The 15,413-nt window shown below is 42.0% G+C and carries 14 protein-coding genes and 1 pseudogene; 5 read left to right on the top strand and 10 right to left on the bottom strand.

The genetic code is table 11. The features are described 5' to 3' along the window. Both ACEW80_RS28210 and psb35 read left to right on the top strand, forming a co-directional pair. Positions 1-865: penicillin-binding transpeptidase domain-containing protein (locus ACEW80_RS28210; RefSeq protein ID WP_373529773.1), on the top strand; the 865-nt coding region annotated here is incomplete at its 5' end. A 229-nt stretch (positions 866-1,094) separates the two neighbouring features. After that, complete coding sequence (psb35, locus tag ACEW80_RS28205) at positions 1,095-1,322, top strand: photosystem II assembly protein Psb35 (protein ID WP_373529772.1); 228 nt, start codon at positions 1,095-1,097, stop codon at positions 1,320-1,322. A gap of 55 nt (positions 1,323-1,377) precedes the next feature. On the opposite strand, the gene ACEW80_RS28200 is transcribed toward psb35, so the two are convergent. The 9 genes and pseudogenes from ACEW80_RS28200 to petC form a co-directional block, all read right to left on the bottom strand. Next, positions 1,378-1,800: a TerB family tellurite resistance protein gene (locus ACEW80_RS28200; RefSeq protein WP_069074685.1), complete on the bottom strand. Its 423-nt coding sequence runs from the start codon at positions 1,798-1,800 to the stop codon at positions 1,378-1,380. Between the two features lie 57 nt (positions 1,801-1,857). Then, positions 1,858-3,291: a 16S rRNA (cytosine(967)-C(5))-methyltransferase gene (locus tag ACEW80_RS28195; RefSeq protein ID WP_373529771.1), complete on the bottom strand. Its 1,434-nt coding sequence runs from the start codon at positions 3,289-3,291 to the stop codon at positions 1,858-1,860. Positions 3,292-3,384: 93 nt separating this feature from the next. Next, complete coding sequence (locus ACEW80_RS28190; protein WP_373529776.1) at positions 3,385-4,836, bottom strand: glycoside hydrolase 100 family protein; 1,452 nt, start codon at positions 4,834-4,836, stop codon at positions 3,385-3,387. A gap of 526 nt (positions 4,837-5,362) precedes the next feature. Next, a complete protein-coding gene (locus ACEW80_RS28185) occupies positions 5,363-5,572 on the bottom strand; it encodes a hypothetical protein (RefSeq protein WP_373529777.1) in 210 nt (69 codons plus the stop codon). A gap of 202 nt (positions 5,573-5,774) precedes the next feature. Further along, positions 5,775-5,873: pseudogene (locus ACEW80_RS28180) on the bottom strand (Uma2 family endonuclease); the annotation flags it as partial. A 106-nt stretch (positions 5,874-5,979) separates the two neighbouring features. Next, the gene (locus ACEW80_RS28175; protein ID WP_373529770.1) at positions 5,980-7,143 is read right to left on the bottom strand and encodes an NADH:flavin oxidoreductase/NADH oxidase family protein; all 1,164 of its coding nucleotides are present in this window, start codon (positions 7,141-7,143) and stop codon (positions 5,980-5,982) included. Positions 7,144-7,403: 260 nt separating this feature from the next. After that, on the bottom strand, positions 7,404-7,571 hold the full coding sequence (locus tag ACEW80_RS28170; RefSeq protein ID WP_373529769.1) for a WD40 repeat domain-containing protein: 168 nt from the start codon (positions 7,569-7,571) through the stop codon (positions 7,404-7,406). A 167-nt stretch (positions 7,572-7,738) separates the two neighbouring features. Continuing rightward, entirely contained in the window at positions 7,739-8,740 is a 1,002-nt protein-coding gene (petA, locus tag ACEW80_RS28165) for a cytochrome f (protein WP_373529768.1), read from the bottom strand. A gap of 214 nt (positions 8,741-8,954) precedes the next feature. Beyond that, a complete protein-coding gene (petC, locus tag ACEW80_RS28160) occupies positions 8,955-9,494 on the bottom strand; it encodes a cytochrome b6-f complex iron-sulfur subunit (RefSeq protein WP_373529767.1) in 540 nt (179 codons plus the stop codon). A gap of 229 nt (positions 9,495-9,723) precedes the next feature. On the opposite strand from petC, the gene ACEW80_RS28155 reads away from it, so the two are divergent. From ACEW80_RS28155 to ACEW80_RS28145, 3 genes are all read left to right on the top strand, one after another. After that, positions 9,724-10,032 carry a DUF3067 family protein gene (locus tag ACEW80_RS28155; RefSeq protein WP_373529766.1) on the top strand — a complete coding sequence of 103 codons (309 nt, stop codon included), beginning with the start codon at positions 9,724-9,726 and terminating at the stop codon, positions 10,030-10,032. Between the two features lie 766 nt (positions 10,033-10,798). After that, entirely contained in the window at positions 10,799-12,196 is a 1,398-nt protein-coding gene (locus ACEW80_RS28150) for an HlyD family secretion protein (protein WP_373529765.1), read from the top strand. 159 nt (positions 12,197-12,355) lie between these two features. Continuing rightward, a complete protein-coding gene (locus ACEW80_RS28145; protein WP_373529764.1) occupies positions 12,356-14,431 on the top strand; it encodes a glycosyltransferase in 2,076 nt (691 codons plus the stop codon). Positions 14,432-14,506: 75 nt separating this feature from the next. Here ACEW80_RS28145 and ACEW80_RS28140 read toward each other — a convergent pair whose 3' ends face one another. Continuing rightward, positions 14,507-15,397, bottom strand: a complete 891-nt coding sequence (locus ACEW80_RS28140; protein ID WP_373529763.1) for a polysaccharide lyase — start codon at positions 15,395-15,397, stop codon at positions 14,507-14,509. Positions 15,398-15,413 lie beyond the last annotated feature (16 nt).

Here is a 15,413-nt window from a genome sequence, read left to right as displayed (position 1 = left end):
GCCCACCTATTCCTTGGCTCTCGGTTCAAATGAAGTCAATTTGTTAGAGTTGACCAGCGCTTATGGCAGTTTTGCAAATCAAGGATTGCATACAGAACCTCATGGTATTACCCGCATCCTCAACCGCCAAGGTAAAGTGATTTGGTCTGCCAATTTCAAGCCGAAACGGGCCCTTGATGCTGACAGTGCCGCCATCATGACTTGGATGCTACGCAACGTCGTAGAAGCGGGAACTGGTGCTGCTGCTCAATTAGGTAATAGACCCGTTGCTGGCAAAACCGGCACCTCCGACGAAGCCCGTGATTTATGGTTTATTGGCTACATTCCCCAGGTGGTGACAGGAGTCTGGTTAGGTAACGATGACAACCGCCCCACTTATGGCAGCAGTGGTAGTGCGGCTTACACCTGGCGCGAATTTATGAAAAAAGCGGTAGAGGAGATGCCAGTAGAAAAGTTTCCCCAACGACCCAAATTAGATGGTCGCAAAGGTACCATCAAAGCCCAGTCTATTAAGCCCAAACAAGTGCTGAATCGTTCTATCTCCTCTAAAGATGACTCAGGAGAAAGTGCTGACAGTAGCAGCTCATCTAGGAGACGTAGAAGCAGGGGAAGCTCTTCTCAAGAAGAACAGCAATCAGGAAATTCTACCTCAAGACGGAGAAGGCGCGATCGCAGTGAAGGATCTAATTCCAGTAACTCTTCCTCAGAATCATCCACTCCACGGCGGCGTTCTAGAAGAGTAGAATCTGATTCTCCCCCGCCTCAAAGAACTCGGCGATCTTCCTCTCCCGCAAATAGTTCTGGTTCTTCAGGTTCATCATCATCACAGCCATCATGGCGGGATAAACTTAGACCGTCTAACTAATTAACTAAAGGTGGGTGTGGGGCATAGAAAAGAGGCAGAGGGGCGGGGTGCGGGGTGTTGAGGAGAGGAATTTTCACCCTGCTCCCTGCTCCCTGCTCCCCACTCTCTCTCCCTCATCCCTTTTCTCTGCAATATGAAGTTGCTCAAACTCAACTTCGGGGGGATGTTAAGTGATACGCTCATTTTATAGTGTGTTAAGTACTGTTACCTAACCTTGGAGAATATACTCATGTATGTATTTATGCAAACAGCAGCACCAGCTATAGATGCTGCTCCTCACTTTCCCTTGGCTTTTACCTTGGTATATGTCGTTGGTTTTATTGCCGCTGTAACCATTGGTTCAATAGCTTGGTACAACTCAAAACGCCCCGCAGGTTGGGAAAGCAAAGAGCGTCCTGATTTTGTGCCTAAAATTGATAAAGAAGAAACTCCGGGTGTGGGTAAACCGAAGTCATAATTTAGTCATTAGTCATTAGTCATTAATTATTAGACTATGGACTTTTGACTATTATTTAGTTTTGCACTTCAACCCAACGGCGGTAAAGCTTTTGAATTTGTTTAAGAAGCAGAGTGTGAGCCGGTTGAGTTGACTCATTCGGCTTCGCTATATCTTGCAATTCCGTTAGGAGTCTGGCTTCTTCTACGGCGACTTCACCATCGCTATAAATTAAGCCACTGATAGCTTCAATCAGGTCTTCGCAATCTTCCAGGCTGGGGCGATCGCCTAAATACTCCCGCACCCATTCATAGCACTCTTTTGGCTGTACAGGAACTAATTCGTACAGCCAAGGCTTAATTTCTGGGTCGTTAGCCAAACCTTTTGCTTGAGCTATTTCGCGGAGATATTGCCGTTCTTCTGGCTGGATTCTGCCATCGATCCAGGCTGCTCCAATCAGGATTTTAACTAAGTTTTTGACATTGGAAGGGGAAACCATTGCTGCCTCCTCTGGTAGATTCAGGCCTCCACCAAATCGTACAATCCCAAACCGTATTCACTCGGAATTATTGGTTTTTCTTAAGCGCACCATAAAAAAGCCATCCATGTCCTGGCGATGGGGCCAGACTTTAAACCAACCTTGAGGCGTGCTATGGGCAAAATCAGGTAACTCAACGCCTTTTGCAGACTCAATTTGCCAATCAGGTGACTCAGCTAAAAATGCCGAAATTACTTCTTCATTTTCTGCTGGATGCAATGTACAGGTGGCATAAACTAGTACACCACCGGGTTTGACAAAAGTAGATGTATGTGTTAGCAATTCTTTTTGCAGCACCGAAAGTTCTCGGACTGATTCTGGTGTCTGTCGCCAACGCGCGTCAGCATGACGGTGCATAGTTCCTAAACCAGAACATGGGGCATCCAATAATACGCGGTCTGCGGTGTTTTGAAATTGCTTGAAGTGGCGACTGTCGCCAGTGTAAATTTGAATAGATTGTAAATTCAGGCGTTGAGAATTTTCTTGGAGTTTACGAAGACGAGAAGAAGTGCGATCGCAAGCCCAAATTTTTCCCTTATCTGCCATTAACTCCGCAATGTGGGTTGTTTTACCCCCTGGTGCAGCACAAACATCAATTACCACCTCACCTGGTTGGGGGTCGAGTAAATGACTTACCAATTGGGCGCTACTATCTTGTACAGTCCACCAACCCTCTTTGAAACCAGGTAGTTTTTGAATTGACCCTGCACTACCAATTAATCGTAAAGCTTGGGGTAAATGAGGAATCCGTCTGACTAAAACACCAGCAGATTGCAACGCCGCCTCAACTTCCTCAATGGAAGTACAAAGCGGGTTGATACGTAAATCAATTGTTGGTGATTGGTTCATCCATTCACACAGTTGTTCTGTCTCGGAAAAATCCAGTTGTTCTAACCAAACTTGAATCATCCAGTCAGGAAAGCTGTGTAAAATACCCAAGCGTTCTACTGGGTTTTCTGGAAGTTGTAACGGATCAAAATGGGGGATTGGGGAGTGGGGAGTGGGGAGTGGGGAGTGAGGGAGTAACAATGAGTTTTTCTCCTCTGCCCCTCTGCTCTCTTGCACCCCTGCTTTTCTCAGATATTGGCGTAATAGACCGTTAACAAAACCAGTTAGTCCAGAAAAACCGTTTTCTTTAGCGAGTTGGACGGTGGTGTTAACAGCAGCCGAGGCGGGAATACGCTGTTGATAGCGCAGCTGGTAAAAACCCAGATGTAAGATGGTGCGGAGATCTGGCGGTTGTTGATGAGATTTCTTTTTGGCGAGTTGATCGATGAGAGTATCAAGAGTGCGCTGCCTTCTGACACTCCCATAAACCAATTCTGTCAATAAGCGGCGATCGTTATCAGGCAAATTAACTTTTTGCAGTACTCTATCTAGGGCAACATCAGCATAAGCCCCCTTATGGACATCTCGCAGGGCAATAAAAGCTAGTTGACGGGGGTTTGTCATGGAAACATAATTCAGGAGTCAGAAGGCTTTTGTATTCTAACTCCCAACTCTTGTACAGACGCGATTAATCGCGTCTCTCCTAACTTCGACCTATCAAGACATATATGGTTCTACGCTGGCAATTTCAAACTCACACGCTCTAGAAACCTGTTCTGCTGGTAATTTCCCAAAGCTGATTAATGGTAAATAAGTCGGGTTTGCCATTAGTTCTTTTGCTAATAAGAACCCAGTAATTGTCCAAGTTTGATATTTCCGAGCTTGTTTGCCAATCAGTCGCCCTTTCTTCCCGTCGTAATACTCTGGCCATTCATCTGTACTAAGGCGTCCTTGGGCAATTTCAATCGCCTTTTGTGCAAGACTTGTTCTATTAGTTTTCACCGCCGCCGCTGCCAACATCCACATTAAAACTGGCCAACTACCAGCATTATGATACGACCAGGGAATATTTTTGGGGTCACATCCAGTTACTATTCTGTATTCTTCATGTTCCAAAGCTGGGAAACAAATTTTCATTGGCATATCTCCCACCAAGTCATCCCATCGTTCCTCAATGAGAGTCATAATCGCTTGTGACTGTTCTTCGGTGGCTAAGTCGGAAATAATTGCCATTAAGTTTCCGAGTGAAAAGAAGCGAGTATCTAGCTGCGACGGGCCAACATTACCCGCTAGATAACCACCCTTTTTAGGCAGCCATTTATCTAATTCATAATAGGGAACAGAATCTACATATATATTGAACAGATTAACAGCAGCCTTACCATATTCTTCACTTTTGAAGCGATAAATTGCATTCAGGCGATTAATATCTATCCAATAATGCTGGCGGATATGAGCGCATAAAAGAGGTAATCGGTTATCAATGGCTTCAACAATATCAGAATTACCTTTACAAATTAGCAGTTCACGAGATGCACGCAATGCCGTGTAAAAAAGAACTTGTAGTTCTAAAGGATGCCCATAAATGCCCATACGACGGTCAATCATACAAGCACCATCTGGAACCAACAGCGTTGGGTACATATCAAAACGATTTGCCAAGCAGATTTCCATGATTAACCTGATCCCATTTTGGAATTCAGGTTGATCGGCTAGAGAAAAGTCATCTGTGGCGACTACGTAAGCACGCAATAAAATAATCCACCATAGGCAAGAATCTACGGGAGTAACTCTAGCGATCGCATGTTCACCAAAGTCTGCTTCTAAATATTCTTGTCCATTTTCTGATACAACTTTAAAGCTAGCTGGGATTAATCCTCGTCCTGGCTTATAGGCATCTAATGCCTTTTCTTTAGGCTGTAACTTTAAGGTTTCTTCTAAGAAATTACGAACAATATCTGTTCTACCTTTGATTAGAAAAATTAGAGCGGAAGAAACAAAATCTCGGACAAAGCACTGATCGTAATTGAGCGCTTCTACAGAGGCATCATAAGCGGCTACTGTCCCAACGGGGCGTCCCTGATAGTAGAGGATTGATTTTTCTAGTGCTAGCCAAGCTTCTTCTACTTCTTTTAAATTTTCAGTAGTTTCCAATTCATTTAGGTGCATCGCCAGAGTAACTCCATTGGGATTGTGAATTTGTGGTAGATGCGTCTTCATTTCTTATTTTGCTATTCTCAGCATAACAAAAACGATTCTTTGAATAGCAAATATAATTTGGCAAAAAATAATCAACTAACAATAAACTTGCTGACATTTATGCAAATTTATTGTTAGTTAATTGCCTGTAATTTATTACTGTTTTGGTGAATTATAGTTGTTGCTCTCCACCTCAAGTAGTAACATGATTCCTAACAACAGTCACACAAGATATATTTTTAGATTATTTATTGTTCCGTTATCTGCCCGAAATCTTTGCTTTACCAAACAAAAACATATCTTTAGTGCTGTTTAGGGTTTGTGTGAAGTTAAAACTGGTTGCAGTATATTTACCTGAGCAAGATTAGTTTTTGACACGAAGAGGTCAGATTATTCCCCTATAACCTAATAATCTATAACGTTTTATCAAAATATGCAATATGAATCCTCAAAAAATTTAATATGTCAATACTTCTCAAGAGTTAAATATATTACCCTACTGATAGATGACATGGGGTATTGATGGGAGTAGACTCCAAAAAATCCAGCCAACAGAACGATCACCAATGCTAAGAAAGCGATCGAAAATCCGAGTTAGATTCTGTTGCGGAATACCAGTACCAGTATTTTGAATCTGAATCACAGCATAATAGTCACTACAGTCTAAGAGGTTGTTTGAAAAGTTTTTTGCTGTGACTTTCGGCACTTTTAGATCCCCCCTAACTCCCCTTAAAAAGGGGGGAACCGGAATCAAAGTCCCCCTTTTTAAGGGGGATTTAGGGGGATCTAAAATTTTTGATACTGACAAGAGAACTTTTCAAATATCCTGTAAGCAATTAGTCACTTTTCCTGTTTGTGGTGTGTATTGAATTGCATTGATAATTAAGTTAGCAGAGAAGCGATGCTCATTACTGTTCTCCCAAAGCAGCTTTAAAAACTTGTTCAGCAGTCAGATTTAGCTCTCTGAAAGTTGGCGATTGAATTTGATCGTTACCACGAAATTGAGTTTTCGAGACGCGATAAATCGCCGTCTCTACAAGTGTTTTGATCTTATCTGAACTGTATTGATCTATAAACTGATATTGTTAGTTGTTTATTTGACTGTATATACTTTTATGCTGACTTATCTTCTGCTGCCAATTGATGAATTTGTTGTGTATACCAAATAATCTCAAGCATTCCTTGTTGATCTAGATCATTAGTCTGTGTTATTTGGGGTTGTAGCGTAATACCGCTAGTTCGATTTGTCAAAAGTTCAATCGGCAAGTTTGGTGCAATTGCAAGCGGTCGTGCTAAACCGATAACATCTACGCTTCCTTCTTCAATTGCTTGGGTCATAGCATCGGCTGAACGAAAACCACCAGTTAACATAATTGGTAGAGAAATTGAGGAGCGAACTTTGCGGACGTATTCTAAAAAATAAGCTTCGCGTTGGCGTGTACTTTCTTTTTGAGCAATATCTGTCTGTCCCATCATTGCCAGTTTTTCATAAGTTCCACCAGAGATTTCTATTAAGTCAACACCCACTTGTTCTAAAACTTGGACAACATTAATAGATTCTTCTTCAGTAAAACCACCTCGTTGAAAATCGGCAGAGTTGAGTTTGACACTAATCGGAAAATCTTGACCAAGGGAATTACGTATTCCTTGATATACTTCTAAAAGGAAACGCATTCGCTTTTCAGGTGTTCCTCCCCAGTCATCATGACGTTGATTAGAAAGTGGTGATAAAAATTGGTTAATTAGATATCCATGAGCAGCATGGATTTGTACACCAGTAAAACCAGCTTTTTTTGCAATTTTTGCTGTATAAATGTGACGTTCGATTAGATGTTTAATTTCCGCTTCAGTTAATGCTCTGGGTTGAGCGAATTCTTTATCAGAAAGTTTTAGTGGAATTGATGATGGTGCTACAGGCTGTGGTGATAAATAAATTGGTGATTGCCGTCCTGGATGATTAATCTGCATCCATATATGACCACCTTGTGCAATGCTTGCAACTGCCCATTCTTGGAGAAGTGGCAGATCCCGTTCATCTTCAATTACAACATCGCGTGGCAAAACCAAAGCTGTCCGAGCAATCATGACATTACCGGTAATCATCAAACCGGCTCCTCCTAATGCCCATCGCTTATACAAGCGGATAATTTCTTTTGTGGGGCTGTTTTGATCGTCAGCTAACTGTTCGTTCATGGCAGCTTTAGCTATCCGATTTGGCAATTCTGCCCCACAGGCTAGTTTTAAAGGTTGGTTAAGGATGGTAATATTGTTATTCATATTTTGACTAGTATCAATAAACTGCTAACATAGACGACTGCAATTGAGGGTGCTTGTTTAATCGCGCGATCGCAATTCTCACACCACCCACCACTATATCGGCTAGTCGTAACGAAGGATGTAAGGCAACTTATTTATCAAAATTAATATATTTGTGAGCATTTAAATGCTCCTGGAATTCTTTATAAGCTCGATTAATTGCTTGCATTGAAGTTTTTGCGATGTCTACGACGGGCTACGCCTACGCAGAACTATTAAGATCAGGATGATGTAGTATCATCAGGACTAATTGCGATCGCATTAACTGCGGCTAAGTGACTCTTGAGTGTGCGTACACATCTCCAGGTTTCAGGTAACTGGGTTACTGCACCAATTCCCATTGTAGCGATCGCAACAGCATCTCCTTTTGCTATGGCTTTAAAACCCACATTCAGCAGGTGAAACCAGAAAAAAGGTATTTTAATTTCAGTGGGTTGAAAGTAGCTAAAGTGAAAACAGATATAAACCTCTGAGTGCTATATACAGATTTACAACCATCAGATATAAAAAAGACAGGCAACAAGCCTGTCCCACAAATAATGATTTAGCAAAGAATTTAGAAATTCATCTCAGCAGCTTGGACTTTTTCAACCTGCTTCTTCTTCAGCACCAGCATAACTTGAGCCAACATGACAAGAGCGATGAACGCAATCATCCATTTGACTCTGGAAGCGTCTTGCAGTACGATTTCTGCATCTATTTGACCGAATCCACCAACGTTGGGGTTGCTGGTCAAAGCATCACCAGTCTTAACTGCTTGCCCTTCGGAAACAAGCAGGTCTGGGCCTAAAGGAATCGTATCAACTACAACATCACCCGATTCAGGTTGGATGTTGACTAGATATTTAACGTTACCGTCTCCATCTTCCTCTTTGGCAATCTTGGTAATTGTGCCAGTAGCGGAAGCGTTGTAAACAGCGTTATTGCTCTTTTCGCCTGTGGGATAAACTTGTCCGCGTCCCCGATTACCACCTACGTGAACTGAATATTTACCGAAGTGGATGTTTTTGTCGGTTGCGGGGTTGGGAGAAAGAACTGGGAAGACGATTTCCTGATACTGTTCGCCGGGTAAAGGGCCGACGATGACGACGTTATCTTTGTCTTCGCTGTAGGGTTGGTAGAAAGTGTCGCCAACTTCTTCTTTAAGTTCTTCGGAAAGACGGTCTTCAGGAGCAATCTTAAAGCCTTCGGGTAGCATCAGTACAGCACCGACGTTCAAGCCAACCTTAGAACCATCGGCACCAACTTGCTGGGCGCTTAGATCGTAGGGGATTTTCACCACAGCTTTGAATACAGTGTCAGGTAGCACCGATTGGGGAACTTCCACTTCTGTAACCTTGGCGGCTAGGTGACAGTTGGCACAAACAATTCGCCCTGTTGGTTCGCGGGGGGTTTCGGGATAGGTTTGCTGTGCCCAAAAGGGATAGGCGGCAGCTGATTGGGGAAGGGCTAGATCGCTGGTGAAGTAAAATGTCACAGTAGCGATCGCTATGAGCAATGTTTTTACAATCGCTCTAGCACTGCGAGTTAACCTCGCTGTTACGGAAGCATTTCTCATTTCTATAAGGGCAACGATTTAATTAGTCATTAGTCATTAGTCATTGGTCATTAGTCATTGGGCATTGGGCATTGGGCATTGGGCCTGGGTTATTTCTTCCTCATCTCCCTCATTCCTTACTCAGCACTCATAACTCAGCACTCAGCACTCATAACTCAGCACTCAGCACTCAGCACTCAGCACTCATAACTCAGCACTCATAACTCAGCACTGATTAACCCCACCAAGGCGCATCACCGGTGCGGAAGTCGGTTTCAGTCCAAGGGGTCAATACGATTTTGTCGTCGTTTACTTTGGTATGGGCTAAAGGTAGAGACAGGGGTGCTGGTCCCCGAACAACCTTACCAGTTTCGTCATACTGGGAACCATGACAAGGACATTTAAATTTGTTCTCAGCAATATTCCAGGGAACGACACAACCTAAGTGGGTGCAGATGGCGTTAATGCCATAATCTTTGATTGCCTCTTTGCTATCTACCACAATATAAGTGGGGTCGCCTTTTAGTCCTTGGACTAGGTTGCGATCGCCTGCATTCCGGCTTTCTAGAAATTTACTGACGCTAACATCGTTACCTAGCTCGTCTTTTGCCGTTGCACCGCCACCAGCACCACCAGTTGCGGGTGGAATAAAGTACTTGACGACGGGATACAATGCACCCAGAGCCACTCCAGTAACAGTCCCAAAAGTGAGCAGATTCATGAACTGACGACGCCCCATATCAGGCACGTCTGCTGATTCGGAAAATTGAGCCATAATCTCCGCGCTCTTTGTGTATTTTATTAAGTATTTTGACAGGAGTACTAGTACTTGAGCAACTCTTGTCTAAGTCGAAATGCTAGCGCTGACAACGATGCCATACTTCTCTGTTCCAAGATATGTTTAGCATCTTTTCTGTTAGCATTACATTTCTTTATATCCTTATCATACTGGAGTTACGGAACTTAACATCATAACTAAATGTAAAATCTGATTGAGAAAAGCTATGACAGGACAGGAATTACGCCAGATGTTGGTTGATAAGTGGGGATATTCTTACGATATCCAGTTCCGCCGGGCGCAGGGAAAGATATTTTTGCAAGTAATGTGGAAATATCTGGAGCAAGCTTCTTTTCCCTTGAGCGATGCAGAGTACCAAGAGCATCTCGATAGCATTGCTAATTATCTTCACGCCTTGGGCGGGTCAACACAAGTACAAACTTTTATTGCCCAAACACGCGATCGCCCCCGGCTCGGCAAAGCTGTTAGTATTCCTCTAGATTTGGGCGATCGCACTTCGGAATGGATTTTATAACTTGCTATTGCATTAACATTTATTTTTATCCAAAAATAGCGCTGAAAATCGAAGGAAAGATTTTCTTATAGGATGGGTTTGTTATTCCGTTTAACCCACCCCCACTAAACACCTGAGTTAAAACAGTCGGTGCATTAGCTTACGGCGTACCCAACTGACTATGAAAATCAGGACTACAAGAGATTTTCAACAAATAAATTATCCAATCTTGTGGAGTGAGTATCTTACCCGCTTCTGGTTACGGATGCGCGAGATACCCCGAAGTCTGAGCTGAGAGAGAAGTTTAAGCGCCGCCCTCCTCTACTCAGAAGTTCGGTGGACTAGCTAAACTTCCCCTAAAGGCAGACGCCAAGGGCGAACGGGGACTTGGCACTCAGCACCACTGAAGAAATTTACCTATAAGTTATTTTATGCTTACCTAAGGAAAATTACGTAGTTTTAAGAGTGAATATATTAGTTTTTCTCAGCCGCTTGAGCATAGAAGTAAGTATATTTACAGGTGTATATCTCGATAGCCAAGTAGTGTAAGTTTGAGAGTAGACAGGCAAAATCTAGCAAATAAATCAGTTTTATTAAAGTTTTAAACTTTGAAAATAAAGTTTTTAAGCAATTAAAATAAAGCAAAAAAATAGAACTATTAAATTTAGATGTTTTTTCTGATTATACTGTTCTTGATTTTCGCACAAAACATTTACCTAATTCATAAGACAAATCCCATAGGAGGTAAGTAGTATTTTGTTAGAAGAAATACTGAAATAAATTTATCATGGTCAATTTACAGACAAAGCAAGAATTATTAATACCTTCTAATCTGGTAGCCAAAAATCCAGATAAATCGAATCGTCTATTGTTAGGGACGATATTTGTTGTTTTAGGTGCAACTGTAACAATCTTAGGTGCAGCATCAATTAAATATCGCCTGAGCAATCTAGTTGTGGATAATGTAGCGATTAATGGTCGAATAGTCCGTTTAACAGCTCCGACAAATGGCAGCATCCAAGATTTTTATGCCAAACCAGGTGTAGCAGTCAAATCAGGACAGGTACTAGCGCGTATTCAGACACAACCAACTCTCCAAGAACAAAACCAAGAACAGCAACTACGCTTGCAATTGGAAAAATCACAAGATGAACGCATCCGTTGGCAGCTAGAACATTCACAGCTATTGGGAGAAGTGCAATCGGATACTAATCAATTAGTGACAGCAAGGCAGTCTTTAGACTTGTTTAAAAATCAATTGCAAACTTTAGAAAATGAATATACTTCCCTACATAATGTTGATATCAAGTTAGCTAATGAAAGCGTTAATCAACAACAAGCTGCTGTGGAGTCCGCCATTGCTAAAGCGACATCTGCCCAAGTAGATTACCAACGCTATCAAAACCTGTTAGAAGAAGGTGCTGTATCTCGACAATTAGTAGAGAAGTTGCACTTTAATTGGAAATCTGCTGATGCTGAAGTGAAGCAAACACAAGCTACCCTGCGTTCTGCTAAAGCTGCACTGAACGCTTCCCAAAAAGGAGTTGCTTTCAGCAGTCAAAATAACGTTAGAGACAGTCTTTCACAACAGCGAACGAAATTGTTACAGGCAATTCAACAGCAACAAGCGATCGCCAGTACCTTAGAAGTTAAAATTGTCAGTGGCAAACAGCAACTCAAGCGCAGTGTTGATCTCTCTCAAAATCGCCCAACGCTAGCAAGTTTAGACAAAAAAATCCCCAGCACACCTCAACTTCAAGCAATTACAGCACCCTTTGCTGGTGTCATCTACAGCACTGAACGCGAACAGGGCGAACAAGTCAATCAGGCACAACCTGTTCTCACTTTGCTGGATTGCAACGATTTGTGGCTAGAAACAGTAGTCTGGGCAGACGATGCTAGTCGTATAGATACTCAAAAGCCAGTTAAGGTCAAATTTGCCGATTCCGCAAAAACTGTCTCTGGTGAAGTTGATGTCATCCAGCCCATTAGTAGCATTCAAGGTATTGAGGAGCGCTCCAAACTGATGCAAGTTCAGGCGCTTTTACCTACTATCTCACCAAATTTAGTCGGAAAACCTTTAGCGCGGGTGACAGTGAAAATGCCGCCACCATCAGCACATACTCAATCGCAAAGATTTTGTGGACTGGGACAAGCAGCAAGTTTGACGTTTAGCAAGAAATAGTTCTGTTGCATAAATATTTTTTGCCTCATTCACGCAGAGGCCAGAGCCGCAGAGAAAGAGCTTAAACTCAGGACTTTTGCAATAAGTCTAATAAGCACGATTCTGATGCCTCAAAACTTATGCACCAGATGCCAGGGTATACCAAAAAGTTGACACTCCATGAAAAATTCAACTGCTTTACAACAGACTATAAAAACTCTTTTACCTTACTTCAATTGGATCGCGACTGCTTTGATTTCCGTCTTGGGTTTTATTGGTCTTCACTGGCTCCGCAATCCAGATAAATTAGCCATATTAGGCTTATCGGGACTAATAACTATTGGCGCGATTGGAACTTGGCGGTGGTCTTGGTGGATTGTGCAAGTAGTGCGATCGCAGATTTATCTGCGTGTGGTCTTTCCGCTTTGGCGGCGGCGAGCGAATCAAATACCTGTGGAAGATTTGCCCCCAATTTGCTTTTTAGTGCCAACTTATAAAGAGAAACCTTGGATTACAGAGCGAGTATTTCGGGCGATCGCTACAGAAGCTCAAAGCCTTGCTCAACCAATTACTTTGCTTGTCACTAGCAGCAGTGACGCTGAGAACGCTGCAATTGTGAAAATTCTGGAATCAGTAGATCCAAATTTAAGTTCAATTCGCCTGATTCAAATGGTGCAAACTGGCGAGGGTAAACGCAAAGCGATGGCAGATGCTTTACAAGAACTCGCCCTTCTCGATTTACCAGAAAATACTATTGTGGCTTTGATGGATGGAGACTCAGAACTCACCCCTGGAACTTTACGCAAATGCCTGCCTTTCTTTAAAATGTTTCCCAAAATAGGAGCGCTGACTACAGATGAATTACCAATTGTATCAGGCTCCTATATATTTTCTGAGTGGTTTCATTTACGGTTAGCGCAAAGACATTACCAAATGAGTTCTGTTTCCTTGTCGGGTAAGGTAATGTGCCTGACTGGTAGATTTTCTTTATTTCGCGCCCAAGCAGCTTTGCATCCATCATTTGCTAACCAGTTAGAGATTGATACTTTGAATGATTGGCTGTGGGGAAAATTTAAGTTCTTGTCTGGAGATGACAAAAGTACCTGGTTTTGGTTGCTAAAACAGGGTTATGACATGATTTATGTCCCAGATACAATAGTTTATTCCATTGAGACAATTTCCGGCTCTTTGGTAGACCGTGCTTACCAGAATATGCGGCGGTGGTATGGCAATATGTTACGGAATAGCGATCGCGCGATCGCTCTTGGCCCTCAAAAAAATGGCTGGTTCATGTGGTGGTGTCTAATTGACCAACGCATCAGCTATTGGACTTCTTTAATTACCCCTGGTTTATTGTTAATTGCTTTATTTCAAGCTCAGTGGTTATCAGCAGGAGTTATTACTTCTTGGATTCTTTTTAGCCGTCCTTTAATGTTGATAGTTGTCTTTTGGCAACGCCAGTCTCAGTTAAAACCAATTCATTTTCCTTTGTTGTTGGTTTCTCAATGGGCTTCTTCATTAGTTAAAATTTGGACGCAGATGAATCTTGCCCAACAAAAATGGACAAATCGCGGTAATCAAAGCATTTCTGCTGAAGGTTCTGGCTGGGAAAAATTAGCTAAAATTAGCACCTCTTGGTTTCTGCTAGTTTCACAAGCATTCTGTTTTGTAATTCTATTATTATCGTTGGCAAATATTCTCAATCCCTTAGAAGATTTAGCCGGATTGTGGTGGAATAGCCAAGTTAGTGCTGCATCTCCCACCCAAATTATCACAGCCATAGATAGAGGAATTTATCCTAACGATGGCAAGGATGATTCAGCAGCTTTGCAAGCTTTGATCAAACATTTACCAAGTGAAGGTAAGGTTAAAATTAACTTACCAATTGGAGAAATCGAATTACTAAAACCCCTGCAAATTCAACGTAGCAACACAACTATTCAAGGACAAGGTGTAGGACGAACTATTTTGCTAGCTAACTTTGGTTCCCAGATAGGAGACGCAGCAATTTCAATTCATCCTCGTCAGGGAAAACAGTTTGCCAAAGATATACTTAAAAATGTTTATCTCCAGGGATTTACACTTATGCCTAACCAGTCAAAAACTGGGGATAATGCTATTAACGGGATAGTGTTAGAAAAGGTAGCTCAAGGCGGAATCAAAAACCTGGAAATAAAAGCAAATGGTGGCCGTCCTTTAACACTCCGAGAAACTCAAAATGTTCAGGTGGAATATGTAACAATGGATTCTAATTAATTTGGCAACAAAAATTTATTCAAAATCGGTGCATTAGTCCAAAGCCTAATGCACCCTACTTAACTCAATTACGAATTATTTTGTCACTTCAGAAACCGAGAAATCAGCAAAGTCTATATAAACATTTTTGGGAGTTGCCCAAGAAGGATCGCCACCCCCAAAGAAAGTGGAAAAGAAAATCCCTTCAATTTGGAGTGCATTAGTATTGCGAAAAGTTAAATTGTCTTCGTTAAGGACTTGTTTACCATCTAGCCAAACTTGGATGCTACCATTTTGGCTATTAGGGTCATTTAGCACCACAACCTGCTCTAAATGATGCCATGTCCCTTTAACAAACTGCCAATTACCTCTACCAATTGAAGTGCCGTATTCAGTGCTAGTAGGAAGATAAGCATAAACTTCTCCAGCACCATTTTGTCGCCACATAAAGCGTGTAGAAAAGCCATCGCTACCATTGGGAATTTTACCACCGCTATTTCCTTTACCACCAAATAGCCCTGGTAATTTCCCTCCCTTAACAAAGTTAAAATTTTCCGAGAACCTGAGATAGTAACTTAAGCGTAAAGAGTTTTTTGGAGCTATACCCAAGTCAGCATAAAATTGAGCGCCACCAAGAGACGCGTTATTTTCCCGTGAAACTTGTGGACTAGCAGAACCTTTGGGATAATTCACTCGCAGGAATTTCCCAAATCTCCCACTGGGGTCTTTAATGACCTTAGTATTTGTTAGTCCCCACTGACCACCTTTTCTCACACCCCAAAGCTGCATCCAGTTGGCATTGTCAAATTTACCCAAAGCGATCGCACTATTTTGAGCAGAAACAGCATAAACTTTTTCATTAGATGAAGATGCGATCGCATTAGTTGATACTGATGAACTACAACTACTAATAGTAAGCACTAAACAGTTAATGGCTAATAGCTTATGAAATAAAGCTTTCAAGGGGCTGGATTTTAAAAAATTCATGCTTAAAGTTACAAAT

The sequence above is a fragment of the Nostoc sp. genome (assembly GCF_041747015.1).
Classification (GTDB): Bacteria; Cyanobacteriota; Cyanobacteriia; order Cyanobacteriales; family Nostocaceae; genus Nostoc.
Note: the sequence above shows the minus strand (reverse complement) of the source record. Positions and strands in the feature narration are given on the sequence as shown.